The sequence below is a fragment of the Halomonas sabkhae genome (genome assembly GCF_030409265.1).
Classification (GTDB): Bacteria; Pseudomonadota; Gammaproteobacteria; order Pseudomonadales; family Halomonadaceae; genus Halomonas; species Halomonas halmophila.
Map to the genome: position 1 here is coordinate 65,320 of NZ_JAUFPM010000012.1, position 18,205 is coordinate 83,524.

The window sequence follows — 18,205 nt, forward strand, 5'->3', positions numbered from 1 at the left end:
TTGTCAAGCCGGAGCAGGCCACTGGCGATACAGCCAGTGGCCGAACTGCGTCATCGGGGGAGTTAGCGCTGTTCCAGGTAGCGCCGCAGCGTGTCGATGTCGTTATGCACATAGCCCAGCGTCGAGCGGATGTCGGTGTGACCGCACACCGCCTGCGTCAGGTGAAGATCCCGCCCAGGGCTGCGCATTAGGTCCGTCGCCAGGGTGTGACGGAAACGGTGGGGTGTGATGCGACCGCCGCTGTACTGGGACAGCCGGTTGAAGAATCGCTCGACTTGCCACGTGTCCATGACGTCCCGACGGTGACGCTCACTGAACCGGTTGACGTTGAACAGTTGATCCCCGCGCGTGAAGCCGGCGGCGCTGGCCGAGCGCATCAAGGTCAGCAGGTGGGGGTACAGTGCCTCGGTGATCGGTAGGGTCGATTCCCGACCATTCTTGGCCCCATCTGCTGACGCCACGAATGTGCGCTGCCGAAGATTGATGTCGCGCCCCTGGATCGTCAGTAGCTGATTCAGCCGAATGCCGGTGTGGTAGAACATTTCGACCACGACACTCCAGAACCAGGCGGGATGGAGTGGGCTCGGCTCTTTCTTGATGACTTCATAGCGACGGCACAACTCCAGCGCCTCCCGCGCGCGGGCGATGTCACTGGCATTCAACGTCTTGTGCTTACGCTGCAATTCTCGAACGGCTACGCCATGAAAGGGGTTCTTCTCCAGTGGTATGTACTCTCGCTCAATGCCGAAGTTGTACAGCGCTCGCAAGTGGCGAGCGTAGTTGTTCCAACTGGTCGCTGCGATCCCATCCGGATTCTGAGGTGTGCTCAGAATGGCGGATCGCCAGCGATTGACCATTCGTCGTGAGATGTCCCCTGGATAGGCATCCTCGCCGAAATAGTGGCGTAGGCGACGTACTGGCCCTGCATACGACCCCTGAGTTTTGGGGGCAAGCCATTTCTCGAAGAAGTATTCCGTCAGTAATTCCGGGAACGAGATGTTATTCAGATCTTTTGGCATCGTTAACGTCCATATTGCGATGTTCGATGAGTGACAAAAAGGGGTTGTTGCGCTGTTCAACCGGGAGAACATCAGCGCGTTTCAGGATGTAGCCTTTGACGAGGCGTCCCTTCTTGTTCTGCCCATCGACGCGAGCGCTATGGATGTTGGTGCCGTCGTCCCGAACACGGTGCAGGCCGAGCTTTTGGAATTGTTGCTGAACCTCCGTCCAACTGACGCCGTCATGCTCGTGGCAGAAACGACGGAAGATGCCGGGACTGACGATCAACCAGGTGTCATCAACACCGTGGACTTGCGCCTTGGGGGCATTCACTAGTAGGCGGTGGCTCTTCGCCCCATCCTGCAACCACTGCAGAAACGTTTCACCTAGAGTTTTGCCTTTCGTTGTTGGTGCGGGCTGAGACGTGGTGGTGTCCTCATCCTTGGTGCGCTGAGGAGAAGAGGCACCATCATGCGTGGCGGCTACCGGAGACGGATCCGCTGCCTGGGCATCGGCCACCGGAGTCGTGGCGTTGGCAGTCTCGCCACCAGTGACCAGGTCGATTAGGGAATCGGTGTCCAGCCCAGGCACTTCCGTCGCGGACGTGCTCGTGCCCTGCTCGGGAGCGTCAGTCGCGGGCGTTGCTGACGACTCGGCCGATGAAGGCAGAGAGGGCGGTGTCGTGCCGGTAGCAGCTGGAGCTGTGTCGACCGGGGCTGGAGTTGCTGCCTCGGCCTGGTCTTTCTTGCCCTTCTTCGACGCTTTTTCTCGGACCGTCAGGGTGCCCGACCAGGGCTCGGGACGTTCTTCCGGTGTTGGCCAGATCAGCGCCAGGGGTACACGCAGGCACGACAGGTCGACGGACCAGTCGTCTTTCGCGATGGTTACCGGCCACACCGACTGCCCCTGGGGATTGGCCTCGATTAGCCCATGGGCCTGCATTTCGTCATAGAGGCGGGTGTCACTGCCCGGGATGCCTCCGACACCGTTCTCCAGCAGATAGCCCTTGAGCTCTCGCGGCACACGAGGCGAGACCAGCCACAGGGCGTCCTCGGTCAGGTAGAGCGGGGCGCCGGGCTGGTTGATGCCCAGCTTCTCCTTGACCAGGTAGCGCAGACCGTCGGCCAGCTTGCGTTGCAACGACTGTGTGGGGGCTTCATAGGCTTTGCTGGGATCGCCGCCCAGGGCCTTCGAGACACTGGTGCGATCGGCTTGCCCGACGATCTCGCTGATGATGCCCCCGCGTTCGGGCACGCCACTGACGGCGTACATCATCGTCCCGAACAGACGGGGCTCACTGTAGAGCCAGTCCAGGGCGTTGGGTGACATGATCCGCTGGGCCAGCAGGAGGTTGGTGGTCTCATGCAGGTGGTAGTCACGATCCTCCCGGTAGCGAACCCGATAGGGTTCCGGGATGGGGCCATGCCAGAGATGCCACCGCCGCCCGCTGATCAGGTGGATCTCGATGTCGACTAGGATCTTGGCGACATCATGCAGCAGCGCGGCATAGAGGATGGCCACCGTCCACAATTCGCCGACAGCAGTCTGTTCTTCCGGCGACGCGCCGGGCGGCAGCAGGTGCTGTCGGCGTAGCCGCATGGCATAGCACACCACCTCCAGGCCGTGATCCAACATCCCGCCGCGGTAGGCGTGGTGGTGGGACTCGGATGCCGGTAGCTCCTGGACCAGCCCGGCATACCGTTCGATCGGTGCCTGGACATAGTCGACAAAGACCTGTCGGGACATGGAGCACATGTCCCAGAGTGCCCCGATCAGTTGTTGTCTGTAGGGGGACTGCAGCAGTTGCCCACCCGGTTGAGGGCTGAGCCAGCCCGCCTCCTCGTTGTGCTGCCGCGATTTCCTGGCTGTCCGAAACAAGCCGAGCATTCTCAGTACCTTGATGGGGATGACTCGCGGTATCTGAGCGGCTTACCGGGGCGTCGGTACAGAGGGAATGTTAAATCCAGCGCGTAGGGTTTCGCGGACGGGATTTGCCTTGTCGCCTTTCACCTTAGATACTGTATATAGATACATGTAAATCAGGAGGGCACCGTGAGGATGCGCACAGAGATCATCGGTCGCGTTGAGGCGACCGCGTCCCCTCAGCTGATCCCACTGGCGGCTGATAGCGTCAGGGCAGGATTCCCCAGTCCGGCTGACGACTATCTGGAGACCGAACTCGACCTGGTGGATCACCTGGTCCAGCATCCGAGCGCCACGTTCTATGTCCGCGCCAAGGGCGAGTCGATGATGCGCCATGGCATCTACGATGGCGACCTGCTGATCGTCGATCGCTCTCTGGAACCCCGCAGCGGTGATGTCATCATCATCGCCGTCGATGGCGAGCTGACCTGCAAACAGCTGGATCTCATCGGGCAGCGTCCTTACCTGGTTTCCGGCAACTCGGCGTTCGCGCCCATCCCGCTGGAAGGGCGGGAATGCCACGTGTGGGGTGTCGTGACGCATAACGTCCACGCGCTACGTTCCGGGGTGGGACGGTGATCTGCCTGTCGGATGCGAATTGCTTTTACGTTTCCGCTGAGCGGGTCTTCGACCCACGCTTGCGCGGCATCCCCGTTGGGGTGCTCTCCAACAACGATGGATGTGTCGTGGCCCGGTCGCCTGAAATCAAGGCCCTTGGGGTCACGATGGGGCAGCCAGCGCATGAGATCCCGCCTGCTATTCGTCGACAGTGTGTGCTGCTCAGCTCGAATTATGCGCTGTACGGGGATATGAGCCGGCGGGTGACAGCCGTATACGCTCAGCACACACCTGACGTTGAGGTGTACTCGATCGACGAGAGCTTCCTCGGATTCCATGGTTTTCCCACCGACAGCCTCGAAGAACGCTGCAAGGCGATGCGGCGCCAGGTATTTCGAGACACAGGGATTCCGGTGAGCACGGGGCTGAGTACAAGCAAGGTCCTGGCGAAGTTGGCCAATCACCAGGCCAAACGTGATCCCGAACGGGATGGGGTGGCCACCCTGCTGCCGAACACCCCCGAAACGCGACAACTCCTCGAGGAGCTGCCGGTGACGGAGGTCTGGGGTGTTGCGGGCCGAATGGCCATCCGGCTGTACGAGCTGGGGATCCAGACGGCCTGCCGATCGAGGTACACGGCCATCAGAGCGGACCGGCCTACCACGGCCATGTAGGCACACGAATCTACTCGACCCTGATCGTCTCGTTGGCTAAGACCGGCGACATGGTCGGAGGCCTGCTTCGCGAGGGCAACGCCGGTCCGGCGGAGAACGCCGATACCTGGATTCCCCATCTGGTGCGCCGGCTCCACGAAAGCATTGGGGCCAGTGTCCGGGTACGCATCGATGCGGGCTTCACCGGTCATGACACACTGGAGGCTCTGGAAGAGCGCGGGATCGAATTCCTGGGGCGATTGGGTAGTTACCCTGGCCTCCAGAAGCTGGCGGCGCCGTACCTGAAACAGCCTCGAGGTCGCCCGCCCGAGCAACCTCGGGAGTGGTGCCGCGATCTTGAGTATCAAGCCGGTTCCTGACCTGCACCACGCCGCGTGGTGTTGGTGACACAGGAGCGCCCCGACGATTTGTTGCTGCACGCTTTCTTTCTGGTCACCAACCTCAGTAAGTTCGACTGGCCGCCGGAGAAGGTCCTGGCCTGACACTCAACAACATCAGGACCCAGTCACTTGTCAGACCGGCCCCACGGAGGCTGGAGAACACGGCTGTGCCGGTAGCAGGATTAAATTTCATGTAGGCATAAAAATGCCGATGGAAAGTCGAATCAGGTATCAATTAGCCGCTTACCGAGCGGTCGAGTGACATTAATAATTTTTTTACCTACAAGAAGGAACTGGCATGGATAGGGGGGGATGGCAAATTTCCTACATAAGCTATAGCCAATATCGCATTGCGCTCATATTCACATATTTCACAATTTCACCAGCAGGCATTGAATGAGTTCCTCGTCCTTACGCGCATGATGAGCTGAATATACTGATAGATAAAGATATAGGAGCTAGATATAGCAAAGCCCCTGCGGACATATGGTGTTACGCCCCTTCTTCCAAACATGACTATAGGAAGCTAGGGCTATACGATTTTTTTCATGTGAGTTTTGAAGAATGTCTACGATGAAAAACCTGACACTAAATGAGCTAAATGAGAGTGGCGAGAACATACCAGAATGGCACGAGAGAGCTTGCAGCCAATTATTAGAAACCTTAAGTAACCCTGAGTTCCCATGTTTTTTTGGCGTCTCCGCAAAAAAAAACATCAAGTTGCGTTTTTTTTATATAGAGAAGCAGGTAACCAAATGTGCTGTGGAAAGTGGGCTGAAAGCCTTTAATAATTTTCGTTCCCTTGAGTGTAAAAGCGATTATAACCTTGCTATTACATTAGGTGGTGATATCTACAGTGACAGAGATAGGCTCAAGGATGACCTATGGTCTGCTTTGGAAGCATTGGACACTTTTCCAAAAAAACAAGTTGCCTCGTCTTCTAAAGAATTTTTCTTTGAAGGTGAGCCTTATTTTGTTCTTGTGACAGGGCCTTTTTATAAAAACACTCCTAGTCGTTTTCTTTCTGATTTCCCGATCGTACTCTTCCAGCCAAGAGAAGTCTTCCAAGGGTACGAGGCAGGAACAAAATCTGGAACCATTGCTAGGAAAAAGATTCGAGACAGGGTTGTGAAATTCGATGGAAGCCCTCTGCATAGTATAGTAGGCCCTCCAGACGAAAAGCCTGAATCTTGGTGGGATTACTATTTTATACCAGACAAGCAGGATGTATAAACCTTAAGGACGGGGGATGGCATGAAAATTCATTTTTTATGGTGTGTACCAAGGTCTTTGTCAACGGCGTTTGAAAAAATGGTTAGCCACAAAAAAGGATTTACCGTTATAAGCGAACCGTTTTTAGACCATTACAAAAATTTTGAAAAAACACAAGGCTCACGCATAGGTAACGTCTATGAAGATTTTGTTGGAAAAATTGATGATGCAAATAATGAAGAAAATGTTTTGATAAAAGAAATGGGGTTTCACGGCCTTCCTTTCTTTTCAAAAATTAGCCAAATTGATGCAACTCATTCATTTCTTGTAAGAAGTCCCGCCAAATCAATAAAAAGTTTGGAGGAAGTCTCTAATGGATATAAGTTTGTTCAAGCTGGATTCGATAGCCTCTATTTGTTATACTGTCAAATGAGGGAGCATGGGATGGCGCCAAAAATTGTTATGGATGCAGATGATCTAGAGACGAGTCCGATTTTAACATGTGAAAGGTTTTTTTCATCTATCGGTTGCCAGTTTGAGGCTTCAGACTTAAACTGGGGAGTCGGGGCTCGTGAAGAATGGTTTGACCGAATCGAATGGCATAAAAGAGCAGCTAGAACATCTCGTTTTGAGAGAGGCACACGTTGTGATTCTGGAGTTTTCAAAAGCTATAAATCACAATATGCATATGAGTATTCATTACCTTTTTACAACTATCTGATGGAAGCTAGAGATGGTCAAAAAAATTTATATTGACGGATATCATGGAACAGCTGGTCTTGAGATAGATGATCTGTTATCTCCAAGAAATGATCTTGAGGTTTTAAAACTATCGAAATCGACACGATCCTCTTCTATTGAAGAGCGTATCGAGTTAATGAAGGGCTCTGACGCCACAATATTATGCTTGCCAAATGTAGCGTCCAAAGAAATAATGTCAAAAGTAAAAAATGATGATGATCTTAATGACAAGCCATTAATAGATACGAGCTCTCAATTCCGTCTTGACTCAGGGTGGACGTATGGACTTCCAGAGCTAAGTGAAACGGCGAGAAAGGAAATTGCGGAATCAAAACGTGTGGCGAATGTTGGTTGCCATGCAAGCGCATTTATTCTGGCTATAAAGCCTTTAATCGATGCTGAGTTTATAAGAAAGCAGTGTATAGTTACTGCCGCATCACAAACGGGGTACAGTGGTGGCGGTAAGGAAATGATTGAGAAGTACGAAGCTCTGAATTCAAAAAATTGTAGCGAAGGTATTGGAGTAGAACTCTATAATTTACAATCTAACCACAAGCATCTGGAGGAGATGCGTCTCCGCAGTGGCCTAGAAAAAAGCCCAATATTTATGCCCGCAGTTGGTAATTATTACCGAGGACTATGCCTTTCTGTTGGGTTCCACAGGAGCCAAATAGTACCAAAATGCAGTATCCACGATAAGTGTTTTGAAATTCTTAAGTCCCATTATTCAAATAGCTCTTTAGTTAAAGTCAACAACTCTTTCAGTGAAAATTCGCTGAGAGCCGAAAGGCTTTCAGCAAATTTGAACGCCAGAAGAAATTTTGCAGATATATTTGTTTCGGGAAGTTCGGATACAGTCCAAGTAACTCTCGCAATGGATAATCTTCGAAAAGGGGCTGCAACTACCGCAGTCCAAAACTTAAATCTTATGCTTGGAATTTCCGAATATCGGGGGCTGTTATGAGTAAAAATATTGCTGTTTTCCTTAGGCAGCCGCTAGATTTATTCCCCTTTAATAAACTATCAAGCCAAGATTTGACGATTTTTTTACATGAAAAAAAAGTCATTTGCAATCAAGCTGAGGAGCTATTTGACAGTCCGCTTCAAAAAGCTTATATGGTAAGTAATTATGATACTAATACGTGGCCGACAGCACATATTGCGAGCAAAGGAGAGGGGTATTGGCACAGAATAATAGCTTTGTCTGAGATTGATATTGTTAGAGCGGCGAATTTAAGAGAACACCTGAACGTCCCTGGCCTTTCAATTGAAGAGTCTCTGTTGTTCCGTGATAAATATAAAATGAAAGCATTTGCTAATGCGGAAGGTTTAAAAACTCCTAAGGTTTTAGAAATAAATTCAGTAGATCAAGTTTGTTTGGCAGCTAACATCATTGGGTTCCCAATGATGTTAAAGCCAAGATATGGAGGAGGAGCTGTTGATGTGTGTAAGATAGAAAACCAAAAGCAATTAGAAAAAATTTTGAAAGAAATTGAGGAACAGAAGTTCTATAAAGACTTGAGTCTTGTAGCTGAAGAGTTTGTTGAAGGAAAGATGTATCATGTGGATGGTTTGGTTTTACATGGCGACATATTCATGCAGGAGGTGAGTGAGTATTTGTCAGTACCGATGCACTATGAAGAAGGTGGACTTCTGGGCGGAGCTCAGGTGGGAGAAAACAATGAGTTATCTTCTCTACTAAAAAGTGAAAACAAAAAGTTTTTGGATGGAATAAAAAGGCTTTGTTTGGCTGAAAGCGAAACTAAAAACTATTATTTCCATGCAGAATATTTTGTAAACTCTCGTGGAGTCTATTTTTGCGAAATCGCTTGCCGGCCTGGTGGAACTGGGATTATTGATTGTTTGGATGCTCGATATGGTCGAAAAACGTTCTACGATCTCATGGATGCAGAAATTAATCAATCCAGTAAAATAACACCATGCAGACCTAAGGAGAAAGTATTTGGATGGATTACGATCCCATTTGGAGTTTCTTTACAAGATTTGGCTTCCTCCTCTTTAAGTTTACGAGCAGAGAAGGTGATCAGTTACAAGCCGGAAAAAAAGAGAAGATCGGAAGCTTTTTCCTCAGCCGATGTCGCCGGCGTTGCAATAGCAGGAGGTGAAAATAATAATGACTTAAAACGCAAGCTTGAGGAATTTGAGGAAGAAATTGTAGCCTTAGCCTAAAAGCGTTAAGAGCAGTTCCTGATTTTTAATATTGACTTTTATGCAATTTTTCTCGACAAGTTTATTTTTAGGGCAGTAATTCCAGTGTTGTTTTCGATAAAACTAACCCTTCTTTTGTGGGGTAAGTGCTTTCTGCCTCTAACGTATATTTATAGATAGCCGATGCGTAGTATGTTACTGTTTAACAGTCAAATTTTCATGCCATTGCGCCATTGCTTTTATAGAAAGTTGTTGTTTTCAAATATACTAATGCATATTGGAATGTGGATGACAACAACAGCGGCGGCCTGGCATATGACAAAAATAACAGATTCAGACCTCCTTGTTGGACTAACACAAACCTTTTCAACCCTTCCTGTCTTTTGTTTATCGCTATTGGCGGGGTATTTTGCGGATTCATATAGAAAATCAAGTTACTTATTGTCTGCTATATTAGGCTGTATTGCCACTGTGGTTGTTTATATTGCAACTTATTTATTATTTTTCCCCGTAGCACCAGTTAACTTGTTATTTTTTTTGTTTATTTTTAATTGTTTCTCGGCTATGATTTGGCCAGCTTGGCAAGCGGCAGTGTCAACTTCTATTCCTCGAGAAGATATTAAGAATGCGGCGTTGTTGAATGGTTTAAGCTTCAATATGGGGAGGTCGCTTGGACCCGGTTTTGCCGGGATTGTAATGAGTGTGTTTGGAGTGAAGTTTGTTTTTGCGATAAATGCTATTTTGTTGCTACCCCTAGCAGTAGTCTTATTTAAGTGGAGAAGCTATGAACCATCCCCTGGAATAAGCCGAGAAGGGTTTGTTAAGTCTTATATTGATGTGGTTAGGTCTGGGGAGGTTCAGAGCTTAATTGTTGTTACAGTTATTACCTTTTTTTCTATAAGTGGGTTTTGGAGTCTTCTCCCAGTTCTAATGTCCCAGTCAGGATTTCAGGCGCGTGACTATGGTTCAATTATGGCTCTTGCTGGGGGAGGCGCGGTATTGGGAGCCCTAGTGGCTCCACCACTTAGAGATAAGATGACTGGAAAAAGTCTTATGGCACTATCAATGTTGGGATTTTCATTGATAAGTTTGGTTACCCCATATTTTGTTGGCAGTTATTGGATTTATGTTGCTGTAACTTTATTTGGAATATTGACACCTTGGCACATAGCGACTATAAATGCTAAAGCTCAAATTATATCGAATTTTAGTTTGCGTGCAAAGGTCCTTGCGATAAATCTAGTATCGATGTATGGAGCGATGGCGTTAGGCGGAGCTATATGGGGAGGAATATCTCAAAGCTTCACCCCTCTTATTTCGCTTACAGCCTGTTCTTTCTTTTTAATCATTTCGTCATTTGTTGTTAATCGCTTCTTTAATTGACAATAAGATCATATGCGCACCCGCTGATCATGGGACGTCTACAGTGCATTCAGCACACGCTCGAGCGTGGCCTCATCGGTTGGGTAATAGCCATTTTTGGCGAAGTTGCGCGCCAGGCGTGGAAACATTAGAGTCATGGTGGCCTTCTGGATTATTGGATGGTGAATTCACCGGACTGAATGCGGTGGCCAATCGCCTCCTGAGCCGAAGCCAGCGAAAGATCGATCCAGACGCCGGACAGACGCTCGGACGTCTGGTCGAGCATGCGGATGGCTTCATGCTCGAGGAGCAATTGCACGATCGTCGGTCACTAGTGATCCAGGAGCGGATATGCCGCCAGGTCACGCAGCCGAGACCAGAGCATCGCGCTCTGCTCCTGTCGGGGATCTCTCGTTCGTTGAAGATGGCTCACTTGTCCTCGCGCAGCACGGCGATCCAGTTAGGGCTCCCTCATGGGCAAGTCGTGAACGAATGTAATACCGGGGAATCCATCAAGCCACTCGGCAACAAATAACGCCCCCGAGCCAAAGGCATATTGATGTTCTTGAAGGGGGCTTGAAGGTCAAGCCCGGCGGCGGCCCAGGCATCATGAATCAGTAGGGTACAATAGATCCCACTGCCACGGGAGGCATCGGCGGGAAGGATCTTGAAGGGGAGCCCGAGGCGCGAGAAGGCATAGGCAATAGCGTTGCTTCGCTGAACAGGTGTTGCGTCGACCTGGAGGACAGCGTAGTGCGACGCGTTGTCGGGGGCGGTGAACTCGGCAAGTGGCTCGAGGGTGACACCGTCATCAGGCACCGCATGCAATATCTGCCACTCGTTGGGCTGGCCAACAAGGAGGCCAACATGGCTATAGCCTCCTTGATCCAAGGCCATCACGGCATCGCTGATCGGTTCGGTACCCTGACGGAATACCAGATCACCAGCTGATGGCGGGCTGCCCCAACACGGCGTGATGGACAGCAGTATCCAGGCAACTCCCAGACAAATCGCGAGCGGCATACTCAGATGCTGAGTTTCCAGTCACCATCTTCTTTGATCAGGTTATCCTGATTCTCCTGCGTATCCCCGTTGCCGTAAGTGAGTCTCACGTCGACATCGGCCTCTGTGCCATCCTCGTTTCGCGATACCGCTAGGACCTCGACGCTTGCCAAACCACCACGCTTCTCGGCTTTTGAGTGGAAGTTACCCACCATCATCTGGAGCTTGCCCCTGGCTTGTGTCATCTCTGATTCCTTGACGTCCACCAGGGAGATGTAGTCGATGGCGCCTTCAACATCGTTGGCCGCAATCGTCTTGTAGAAGGCCTTGATCGTCTCTTCTGGTGTGTCAGCCGAAGCACTGCAAGCGATCAACAGAAGCGCCAAGGCCATGAATGTCAGGGTCTGGGGGAGTCTAAGCATGGGAGAACCTCCATATTCACCATGTCGGGGGTAGGGTGTGGCGCCGCTCGATGTCCTCTTCACGGCATACTATTGATAGGCAGTATACGGAATGCGCCATTGACAAGAAAAGGTCTGGGAATCCCCAGGCCTTGTCGTTACGCACATTATCGACCGAGTGAGGCCTCCTGCCGGGGTGTGGATTCCATCGATAAACGATTCGCGAATACGTTTATTTGGAAGAAGCGTGCCTTCGCTGCTATCGCGACATATCGGTGGCACCGACAGAAATCAACCCTCGAGACTAGGGCGTTTCATGAATGCCAGCATAGCCCCGAATCCCATCATCGCGACACCGCTGACGCGGTTGAACCAAGGGAGTATCCGGTTACTCAGCCATCTCCCCAGCCCGAGTCCTAATGTCGCATAGAGCGCTACGGCCACTATCTCGAGGACAAGGAAGATGGCACCGACCAGAGCAAAGCTAGCGGTATAATGAGCAGGATCTACGAATTGTGGGAAGAAGGCGGTGAATATCAGGATCGCCTTGGGGTTGCCCGCTGCCACTACGAACTCCTGGCGTGCCAGTCTCCACCAGGACAAGGCAGACATGGATTCCTGATCCGCCTGAGGGGCGGGCGTTCGCAGTAGCTTGACGCCCAGCCAGATCAGGTAAGCAGCCCCCAGCCATTTGATGGCGAGGAACAGCCAAGCCGACGTCTGCAGAACCGCACCCAATCCGATGCCCGCAATGGTGATCATGGGCACGAATGCGATAACTCGTCCCAAGGAAGCGCTGACGGCGATGCCCAACCCCCGACGGGCGGCATTGGTCATGGCCATGAGATTGTTGGGCCCGAAAGCCATATTGAGTGCAAAGCAAGCCGGCAGAAACGTCAGCAGGGCGTCGAGGTCCATCCTTCATCTCCTTCCATGAAAATAAGTATCCGGGGTGACCGCAACTTCTGAGTGCAACTCCCGTATGTCCGATTCAAGCTATCAAATTGACAAGGCCTGAGGGAATCCCCAGGCCTTGTCATTACGCACATTGTCGACCGGATGAGGCCTCCTGCCGGGGCTGGACTTCCGCCCGCTCCAGGAGGAACTCGGCCGCCTTCCGGGCATGGCCCGAGGCGTTGAAGATGGCTCGCTTGTCCTCGCGCAGAACGGCGATCCAGTTCGCGATGTAACTGGCGTCCTGAAGCTCACCGGCAATACCGAGATGCCCGCAGAGATAGGCCATGCCCAGCTCCGCGACCAGCTCTTCTCGCGCGTAGGACGGCGATCCAAAGCCATCAAAGGCGACGATGCCCTCTCGAGCCAGTCGCTTTTGGTGGCCGGTGGAATGCACCAGTTCGTGCAGGGCCGTGCTGTAGTAGCGCTCGGCCAGGTCGAACTGGTGGCGTGCCGGTAGCCGAATCCGGTCCAGGGCCGGCGTGTAGAAGGCCTTGTTGCCTTCGACGTGCTCGATCGCCACGCCACTGGACGCCATCACATGCTCCGCCTCGTCATGAGGCGAGAAGGCCACCTCAGAGGAAGACCCCGGCGCAGTGAGCTCGTCCGGCAACCCTTCACACTGGTCGATGTTGAAGAGGTTGAACCCACGAAGGATAGCGAAACGCTCTTCCTTGGGATTGCCCTCCTCGTCCAGCTCCTGGTTGCCGTCATTATCGAGCTTGGGCTTCTTCATCGGCTTGTAGAAGCAGGCGAGTGTCGATTGCTCGCCTTTCTTGACGCTGCCGCCGGCCTCCTTGGCTTGCTTGAAGGTGAGCCAGCGGTCTTGCGTATAGCCGTTTTCCGCCGCGGCCGACCATAACAGCACGACGTTGATGCCGTTGTAGGGGCGGCCGGTAACCGCATTGCGGGGCGTCAGGGCCGGATCCGGTTTGCCTGAACTGTTCCAGGGCTTCACCCAGGGGATGGTGCCCTGTTCCAGCTGTGCCACGATACGGTCGGTCACGGCTTGATAGATATCGGCCATGTCGCTTCTCCTCGAAACAAAAAGGGGAAGCGCACAGCCCCGGCGGGGAAGGCGACTTCCCCGGCTGGGTGGAAAAAGTAATGCCCAACGCGGTCGAGACGACGGCGTTGGGCGTGGAGCAAGTTACGCCGCGTAGGCGACGTGCGCTTCGCCACGTTGGGCGAGTAGCAGGTACGGATCCCCGTCACGGCGTTCGATGACGAACGCCTCGATGGTGATGGCCAGCGGCAGTTGCTCATCCATCTCCGGTGGTAGCCGGAAGTGGGTGAAACACGCCGATCGCGTACCGACGGGATAGGCTGACAGCGCTTTGGCGGCTTCCTGGAGCAGGTGGTCGACTCGATCGAGCTCGTAGATCCCCCAGTGGTCGGCCAGCATTGGGCTGATCGCGACGCAATCCCGATACAGGCGGGAGGACAGACGAACTTCGTGGTCGCCGAAGCCTTGCTTCCGGGACGTCAGCGTCACATCGACTGAATGCATGGTGTTTCTCCTCTGGATGCGGAAAGGGATCCATGAGAAACACCATGCCCGTCATGGGAGAGTGTCTCCCATGGCGGGTAAATAAGGCCGTTGAGGCCTGGCTGGTAGGGTGCCTCCGACCGCCGGTGCGGCACTCGCACACTGGAGGCGCGGCGAGTTTGGGTAAAGGGCGTCTCGTTGGGGCCGGTGAGACCGTCCGGGCTGTCCGAAAACAGCGAGCTTGCCTCTCTCATGCTAGTGAGGTGGCGATGGCTGTCAAGCGCAAGCCAGCAGGCCGTAAAACGCCCCACCATGCCGTAGCATGATGGGGCGGATGAAAGGATCCCAGAGGGATCATGTCATGCCAACGGCATCCAGCAACGCTCGGACCTCGTCGGCATCATGTGCCTCAAGACGGCGTAGATCAGCGACTTCCTCGTCACTGTAACCGTCCATGCGAGGGTCACCCTCCTGGAGATAGCTGGCCAGCTCCTCGACACCCCGGTCCACGAGGACCTTGAGGGCGCCGAACTGCTTGTCTGTCAGGTGTAGTGTCGGCATGGTCAGTCCTCCTTGGCCATGCGAGCATTCACTCGACGACGCAGCTGAACACTGAAGCCGTGAAAGTGAAACGACTTGCGGATGGTCTCGCCGGAGGCGAAGTCGAGCATCTCGTTGCCCTCGGTGCCCCACCATGTCGCGTTGTCGCTCGGTTCACAGTTGGGATGCATGGCCCCCTCACGCTGGAGCAAGGCTAGGGCCCACTCGACGATCGCCTCATCGAGGTACTCGTGATCGTCGTCATCTACATCGTCAGGATCGAACAGGTAGGCAGGCTCAAGAGGCTTATTATCGGCCCCCTCGAGCAGCCAACCGCCAGGTTCCCACCAGCCGGAACGCGCATGCTCGCCCGTCTCGGCCGATGCCTCTGTGACCGTATCGAAGGTCACGTAGAACGCCGGCTGCCTGAACTCGCCAATACGTCCATCGTGTTCACACCCATCGCAGGTGATCCGACTGGAATCGTCCCAGGTGGGATGGGTGGTCTCCACCAGGCCGTCATCGGTGACCACACCGGCGCAGTCGAGCATGATGGAGAACGATTCGGTGTATCCACACTGAGGGCACATTACGCCCTGGAGACAGTTCGTGTTCATGGTGCTTCTCCTTAGTGAAAAAAGGGGAAGCACCTTCCCCAGGGGAAGGTCGCTTCCCCTGGGGGTGAGTCAATGAAGATGCCCCTGACCTCAGTGGTCAGATGGCGGGTCGTGCGTCGTTAGCGTTGGCCGCGGACAACTGCCAGCGCCGGCTGCCATTCCGCATAGGGATCATCCTGGATGATCGCCGGAGGCAGACAAGCATCCGTATACAACTGGCGTTGGATGATATCCAGGCCTGGCTGCCAGTCCGCCTTATACCCATCACTCGTGATGTCCCATACCTCGGGGGCGTGGTAATGAGCGAGGATCAATAAGGCCACCACCGCCAGGTCATATGGCTTCTGAGCGGTCTTGCAGAACTCGAAGCCTTCGCCGTCGATCACCAGGAGCATCGGCTCATGGCCATCGCTTCCTGGGCCATTGAAGCGAATCAGATCGCAGCTGATTTCCGGGTGGGCCGCATGGTTATCCTCAAACCGTATTAAGGGCAGATGGCCACCCTCATAGAGTTTTCGGAAATCGGCCGTGATGGCCGCCCACTCGGCATTGCTAGCTGCACGCTTCTGCGTGAAATAGTGCGTGTATCCCATGGTTCAACTCCATCGTGAAACGGGCCATAGGGAATACACCGCGCCCGTCATGGGAGGATGTCTCCCATGGCGGGTTGATAAGGCCGTTGAGGCCTGGCTGGTAGGGTGCCTCCGACCGCCGGAGCGGCACTCGCACACTGGAGGCGCGACGAGTTTGGGTAAGGGCGTCTCGTTGGGGCCGGTGAGACCGTCCGGGCTGTCCGAAAACAGCGAGCTTGCCTCTCTCATGCTAGTGAGGCAGATGAGGGTGTCAAGGCGGTGCCGGATCGACTTTTAACGCTTTCGCAACGTCCTGCGCCGCTTCTCTTCGCGGTGGATCGCATAGAAGACACCGCACAGGACAAGCGAAGATCCAATGACATATGGGGCCATGACAATGGCGAACTTAGCAGCATCACTCATTGGGCATCAGCCTCCCGAGAGTGGCCTATGAAAGAACGCCCTCGATGGGGCGTTCTTGTGGTTAATGGTGATTGTGGCGTTTGTGTCGGCGGTAAAGCGTCACGGCGGCCACACCTATGATCCCCGTCATGATGATGAGGATTGGCGATATACCGATGAAGAACGGAGCCATGTTATTCATGAGTCCTCCTCATTGAGTAGGTTTTTCAGCGTGCTAGCGATAAGGGCCATCAGAAAGAAGACTGAAGCTCCCACCGAAGCGGCCGTGACCTTGTCGGGCTGGATGACGGTTCCCAGAAACGCTGCTACTACGCATGCAGCAGCCATGGTGGTAGCCGATCGATCCACTACATCAAGTGTAGCACGCAATACCGCGTCAAATATTTTCTTTCGATATTTCATAGGCTTACTCCTGTATGCGTAAACACAGGGGCAAGCCTCCACACGGGAAGCATGCTCCCCGTGTGGGTGGGTTTTCAGTCGCGCTACGGATCAGGCGGCATGAGCCGCAGGATCCTGGTAGCAACGTGAGTGAACCGTGGCGGTCCAGGTGTTGCGATGCATCTGCTTGAACCGCCCGTTCCGGTCCTTGACCTTCACTGGCTGACGGCCCAGGCAGGTCAGCGTCACGCAATCACCTGACGTCAGCGCGTGTTCCTCCACCACGCGAGCCAGATCCACGCCCCATAGGGTGTGTTCCTGGTCACGTTGTCGCAGCGTGATGAAGTAGCTCGCGCGGTTGCCCGGCTGGTGTTGATACGGCGCCTGGCCCAGGTCGACGATCTCGCCGCCTGTAGGTGTCTCTTCCTTGTCGGCGGATCGCTGGCCAGATTTCCTTCGATTGGCGGACTTGCTGGGAATGATCAAGTAAACGATCAGCAGCAAGATCAGCTGGAAGACCACCAATTCGGGATCCAACAACAAGGTAATCAACTCCAGACCGATAATGGCCAGCACAAGTCGGCCATACGGCATTTTGTAGATAGAACGGATGGCACTCATGGTGATTCTCCTCTGGATGTGGGACAGATCCATGAGAAACACCACGCCCGTCACGGGAGGATGTCTCCCATGCGGGTTCAAGGGCCATTCAGGCCGGTTTGGTAGGCAGCCTCCGACCGCTAAAGCGGCACTCGCACACTGGAGGCGCGGCGAGTTTGGGTAAGGGCGTCTCGTTGGCACCGGTGAGACCGTCCGGGCTGTCCGAAAACAGCGAGCTTACCCCTCTCATGCTAGCGAGGTGGCGAAGGGTGTCAAGGCAGTCGAGACGCCATAAAAAAAGCCGCCCCGTAGGGCGGCTGAGATGACGTTGGCCGATGCTAGAGGGCCTGGCTGACCCAATCCTTGAGCGGCGATTCCAGATGATCCAGCATCCCGTTGGTTCGTAGGTCGTCGCCGATGAACCCCCAGCCGCTGTCTTCGAGACGCCACATGAAGGGCTCGTCATCGAAGTCCTCCGGGGTTTCGTCAACCTTCATCCGCTCGACATCGAGGGATTCCAGCAGGTAGCCATAGACCTCTCCCGTCAGGAACTGATCATAGTCCGCGACTTCGACACGAAGGAGCCCGTTGATGCGTTGCTCCCATTCGACTTGGGTTTCCCACTTGAGCTTGGGTAGCACCTGGTTGGCATGCTGCTTCGTCACGTAGATTAGGCCAACTTGACCACTGTCCCAGGGACAGGAAAAGGGGCCTGGGCGCATGGTTAGTCCACTGTGTTCATAGAGGTACAGCGGTAGCCAGAAAACATTGCCGGCAAGAGCGGCGTCGACCTGTTCAGCCTGGAAGGACTGCACCCACGCAGCGTGAGCACGTAAACGGGCTTCGTCATTCCTCCAGTCTGAGTTCAGCTTCAGCCGAACCCACATCTCATCGGCATATGCTTCGATCTGCTGCTCGATGCCCGGATCAAACTCCTCAGCCAGGCATAGCAGAAAATCATCCGGGGACTGGCCAGGTTGCTCGTCTCCGAGGTTGTACCGGCTGTGCCAACACACCATCGAGCCGAAGGTGTTCCAGTCACGAGGATTCTCGGGAACCGGGTCGTGCTTGACACGCAGGCGTAGTCGGTGATTCGGCGAATAGATTGTACGGTTCATGATGCTTCTCCTCTCATGGACAAAGAAAGGGGAAGCACCTTCCTCTGGGGGAGATAACTTCCCCAGGGGGTGGATGGCCTGTCGATATGA

Annotated in this window: 21 protein-coding genes and 1 pseudogene; 8 read left to right on the plus strand and 14 right to left on the minus strand. The window is 53.6% G+C overall.

Annotation, left to right across the window (positions count from 1 at the left end; genetic code table 11):
• Positions 1 to 62 precede the first annotated feature (62 nt).
• Positions 63 to 1,019: a site-specific integrase gene (locus QWY79_RS08275; protein ID WP_290271702.1), complete on the minus strand. Its 957-nt coding sequence runs from the start codon at positions 1,017 to 1,019 to the stop codon at positions 63 to 65.
• Positions 1,000 to 2,886: a MobH family relaxase gene (mobH, locus tag QWY79_RS08280; RefSeq protein WP_290271703.1), complete on the minus strand. Its 1,887-nt coding sequence runs from the start codon at positions 2,884 to 2,886 to the stop codon at positions 1,000 to 1,002. The genes QWY79_RS08275 and mobH overlap by 20 nt, the downstream gene beginning before the upstream one ends.
• A 171-nt stretch (positions 2,887 to 3,057) precedes the next feature.
• Between mobH and QWY79_RS08285 the strand changes: the two genes are divergently transcribed.
• The 8 genes and pseudogenes from QWY79_RS08285 (at position 3,058) to QWY79_RS08320 (ending at position 10,039) form a co-directional block, all read left to right on the plus strand.
• Positions 3,058 to 3,501, plus strand: a complete 444-nt coding sequence (locus QWY79_RS08285) for a LexA family protein (protein ID WP_290271705.1) — start codon at positions 3,058 to 3,060, stop codon at positions 3,499 to 3,501.
• On the plus strand, positions 3,498 to 4,154 hold the full coding sequence (locus QWY79_RS08290; protein WP_290271707.1) for a Y-family DNA polymerase: 657 nt from the start codon (positions 3,498 to 3,500) through the stop codon (positions 4,152 to 4,154). Before QWY79_RS08285 ends, QWY79_RS08290 begins: the two co-directional genes overlap by 4 nt.
• Positions 4,088 to 4,633 (plus strand): annotated as a pseudogene (locus tag QWY79_RS08295) (transposase); the annotation flags it as partial. The gene QWY79_RS08290 and the pseudogene QWY79_RS08295, both read left to right, overlap by 67 nt.
• A gap of 474 nt (positions 4,634 to 5,107) precedes the next feature.
• A complete protein-coding gene (locus QWY79_RS08300; RefSeq protein ID WP_290271708.1) occupies positions 5,108 to 5,767 on the plus strand; it encodes a YqcI/YcgG family protein in 660 nt (219 codons plus the stop codon).
• 21 nt (positions 5,768 to 5,788) lie between these two features.
• Positions 5,789 to 6,502: a sulfotransferase-like domain-containing protein gene (locus tag QWY79_RS08305; RefSeq protein WP_290271710.1), complete on the plus strand. Its 714-nt coding sequence runs from the start codon at positions 5,789 to 5,791 to the stop codon at positions 6,500 to 6,502.
• Entirely contained in the window at positions 6,480 to 7,451 is a 972-nt protein-coding gene (argC, locus tag QWY79_RS08310) for an N-acetyl-gamma-glutamyl-phosphate reductase (RefSeq protein ID WP_290271712.1), read from the plus strand. Before QWY79_RS08305 ends, argC begins: the two co-directional genes overlap by 23 nt.
• A complete protein-coding gene (locus QWY79_RS08315) occupies positions 7,448 to 8,677 on the plus strand; it encodes an ATP-grasp domain-containing protein (RefSeq protein WP_290271714.1) in 1,230 nt (409 codons plus the stop codon). The genes argC and QWY79_RS08315 overlap by 4 nt, the downstream gene beginning before the upstream one ends.
• A 198-nt stretch (positions 8,678 to 8,875) precedes the next feature.
• A complete protein-coding gene (locus QWY79_RS08320; RefSeq protein ID WP_290272016.1) occupies positions 8,876 to 10,039 on the plus strand; it encodes an MFS transporter in 1,164 nt (387 codons plus the stop codon).
• A gap of 151 nt (positions 10,040 to 10,190) precedes the next feature.
• On the opposite strand, the gene QWY79_RS08325 is transcribed toward QWY79_RS08320, so the two are convergent.
• From QWY79_RS08325 to QWY79_RS08380, 12 genes are all read right to left on the minus strand, one after another.
• The gene (locus QWY79_RS08325; RefSeq protein WP_290271716.1) at positions 10,191 to 10,337 is read right to left on the minus strand and encodes a hypothetical protein; all 147 of its coding nucleotides are present in this window, start codon (positions 10,335 to 10,337) and stop codon (positions 10,191 to 10,193) included.
• A 152-nt stretch (positions 10,338 to 10,489) separates the two neighbouring features.
• Positions 10,490 to 11,041: a YiiX/YebB-like N1pC/P60 family cysteine hydrolase gene (locus QWY79_RS08330; RefSeq protein WP_290271718.1), complete on the minus strand. Its 552-nt coding sequence runs from the start codon at positions 11,039 to 11,041 to the stop codon at positions 10,490 to 10,492.
• Between the two features lie 2 nt (positions 11,042 to 11,043).
• Complete coding sequence (locus QWY79_RS08335; protein ID WP_290271720.1) at positions 11,044 to 11,442, minus strand: DUF4878 domain-containing protein; 399 nt, start codon at positions 11,440 to 11,442, stop codon at positions 11,044 to 11,046.
• A 270-nt stretch (positions 11,443 to 11,712) separates the two neighbouring features.
• A complete protein-coding gene (locus tag QWY79_RS08340; protein ID WP_290271722.1) occupies positions 11,713 to 12,339 on the minus strand; it encodes a LysE family translocator in 627 nt (208 codons plus the stop codon).
• A 121-nt stretch (positions 12,340 to 12,460) separates the two neighbouring features.
• On the minus strand, positions 12,461 to 13,402 hold the full coding sequence (locus QWY79_RS08345; RefSeq protein ID WP_290271723.1) for an ArdC family protein: 942 nt from the start codon (positions 13,400 to 13,402) through the stop codon (positions 12,461 to 12,463).
• 123 nt (positions 13,403 to 13,525) lie between these two features.
• The gene (locus QWY79_RS08350) at positions 13,526 to 13,885 is read right to left on the minus strand and encodes a hypothetical protein (RefSeq protein ID WP_290271725.1); all 360 of its coding nucleotides are present in this window, start codon (positions 13,883 to 13,885) and stop codon (positions 13,526 to 13,528) included.
• A gap of 333 nt (positions 13,886 to 14,218) precedes the next feature.
• Complete coding sequence (locus QWY79_RS08355) at positions 14,219 to 14,425, minus strand: hypothetical protein (RefSeq protein ID WP_290271727.1); 207 nt, start codon at positions 14,423 to 14,425, stop codon at positions 14,219 to 14,221.
• A gap of 2 nt (positions 14,426 to 14,427) precedes the next feature.
• A complete protein-coding gene (locus QWY79_RS08360) occupies positions 14,428 to 15,021 on the minus strand; it encodes a hypothetical protein (RefSeq protein ID WP_290271730.1) in 594 nt (197 codons plus the stop codon).
• A gap of 119 nt (positions 15,022 to 15,140) precedes the next feature.
• On the minus strand, positions 15,141 to 15,614 hold the full coding sequence (locus tag QWY79_RS08365; RefSeq protein WP_290271732.1) for a hypothetical protein: 474 nt from the start codon (positions 15,612 to 15,614) through the stop codon (positions 15,141 to 15,143).
• A gap of 579 nt (positions 15,615 to 16,193) precedes the next feature.
• Positions 16,194 to 16,418: a hypothetical protein gene (locus QWY79_RS08370; protein ID WP_290271733.1), complete on the minus strand. Its 225-nt coding sequence runs from the start codon at positions 16,416 to 16,418 to the stop codon at positions 16,194 to 16,196.
• 90 nt (positions 16,419 to 16,508) lie between these two features.
• Positions 16,509 to 17,018, minus strand: a complete 510-nt coding sequence (locus QWY79_RS08375; protein ID WP_290271735.1) for an FHA domain-containing protein — start codon at positions 17,016 to 17,018, stop codon at positions 16,509 to 16,511.
• 317 nt (positions 17,019 to 17,335) lie between these two features.
• Positions 17,336 to 18,115 carry a hypothetical protein gene (locus QWY79_RS08380; RefSeq protein ID WP_290271737.1) on the minus strand — a complete coding sequence of 260 codons (780 nt, stop codon included), beginning with the start codon at positions 18,113 to 18,115 and terminating at the stop codon, positions 17,336 to 17,338.
• Positions 18,116 to 18,205 lie beyond the last annotated feature (90 nt).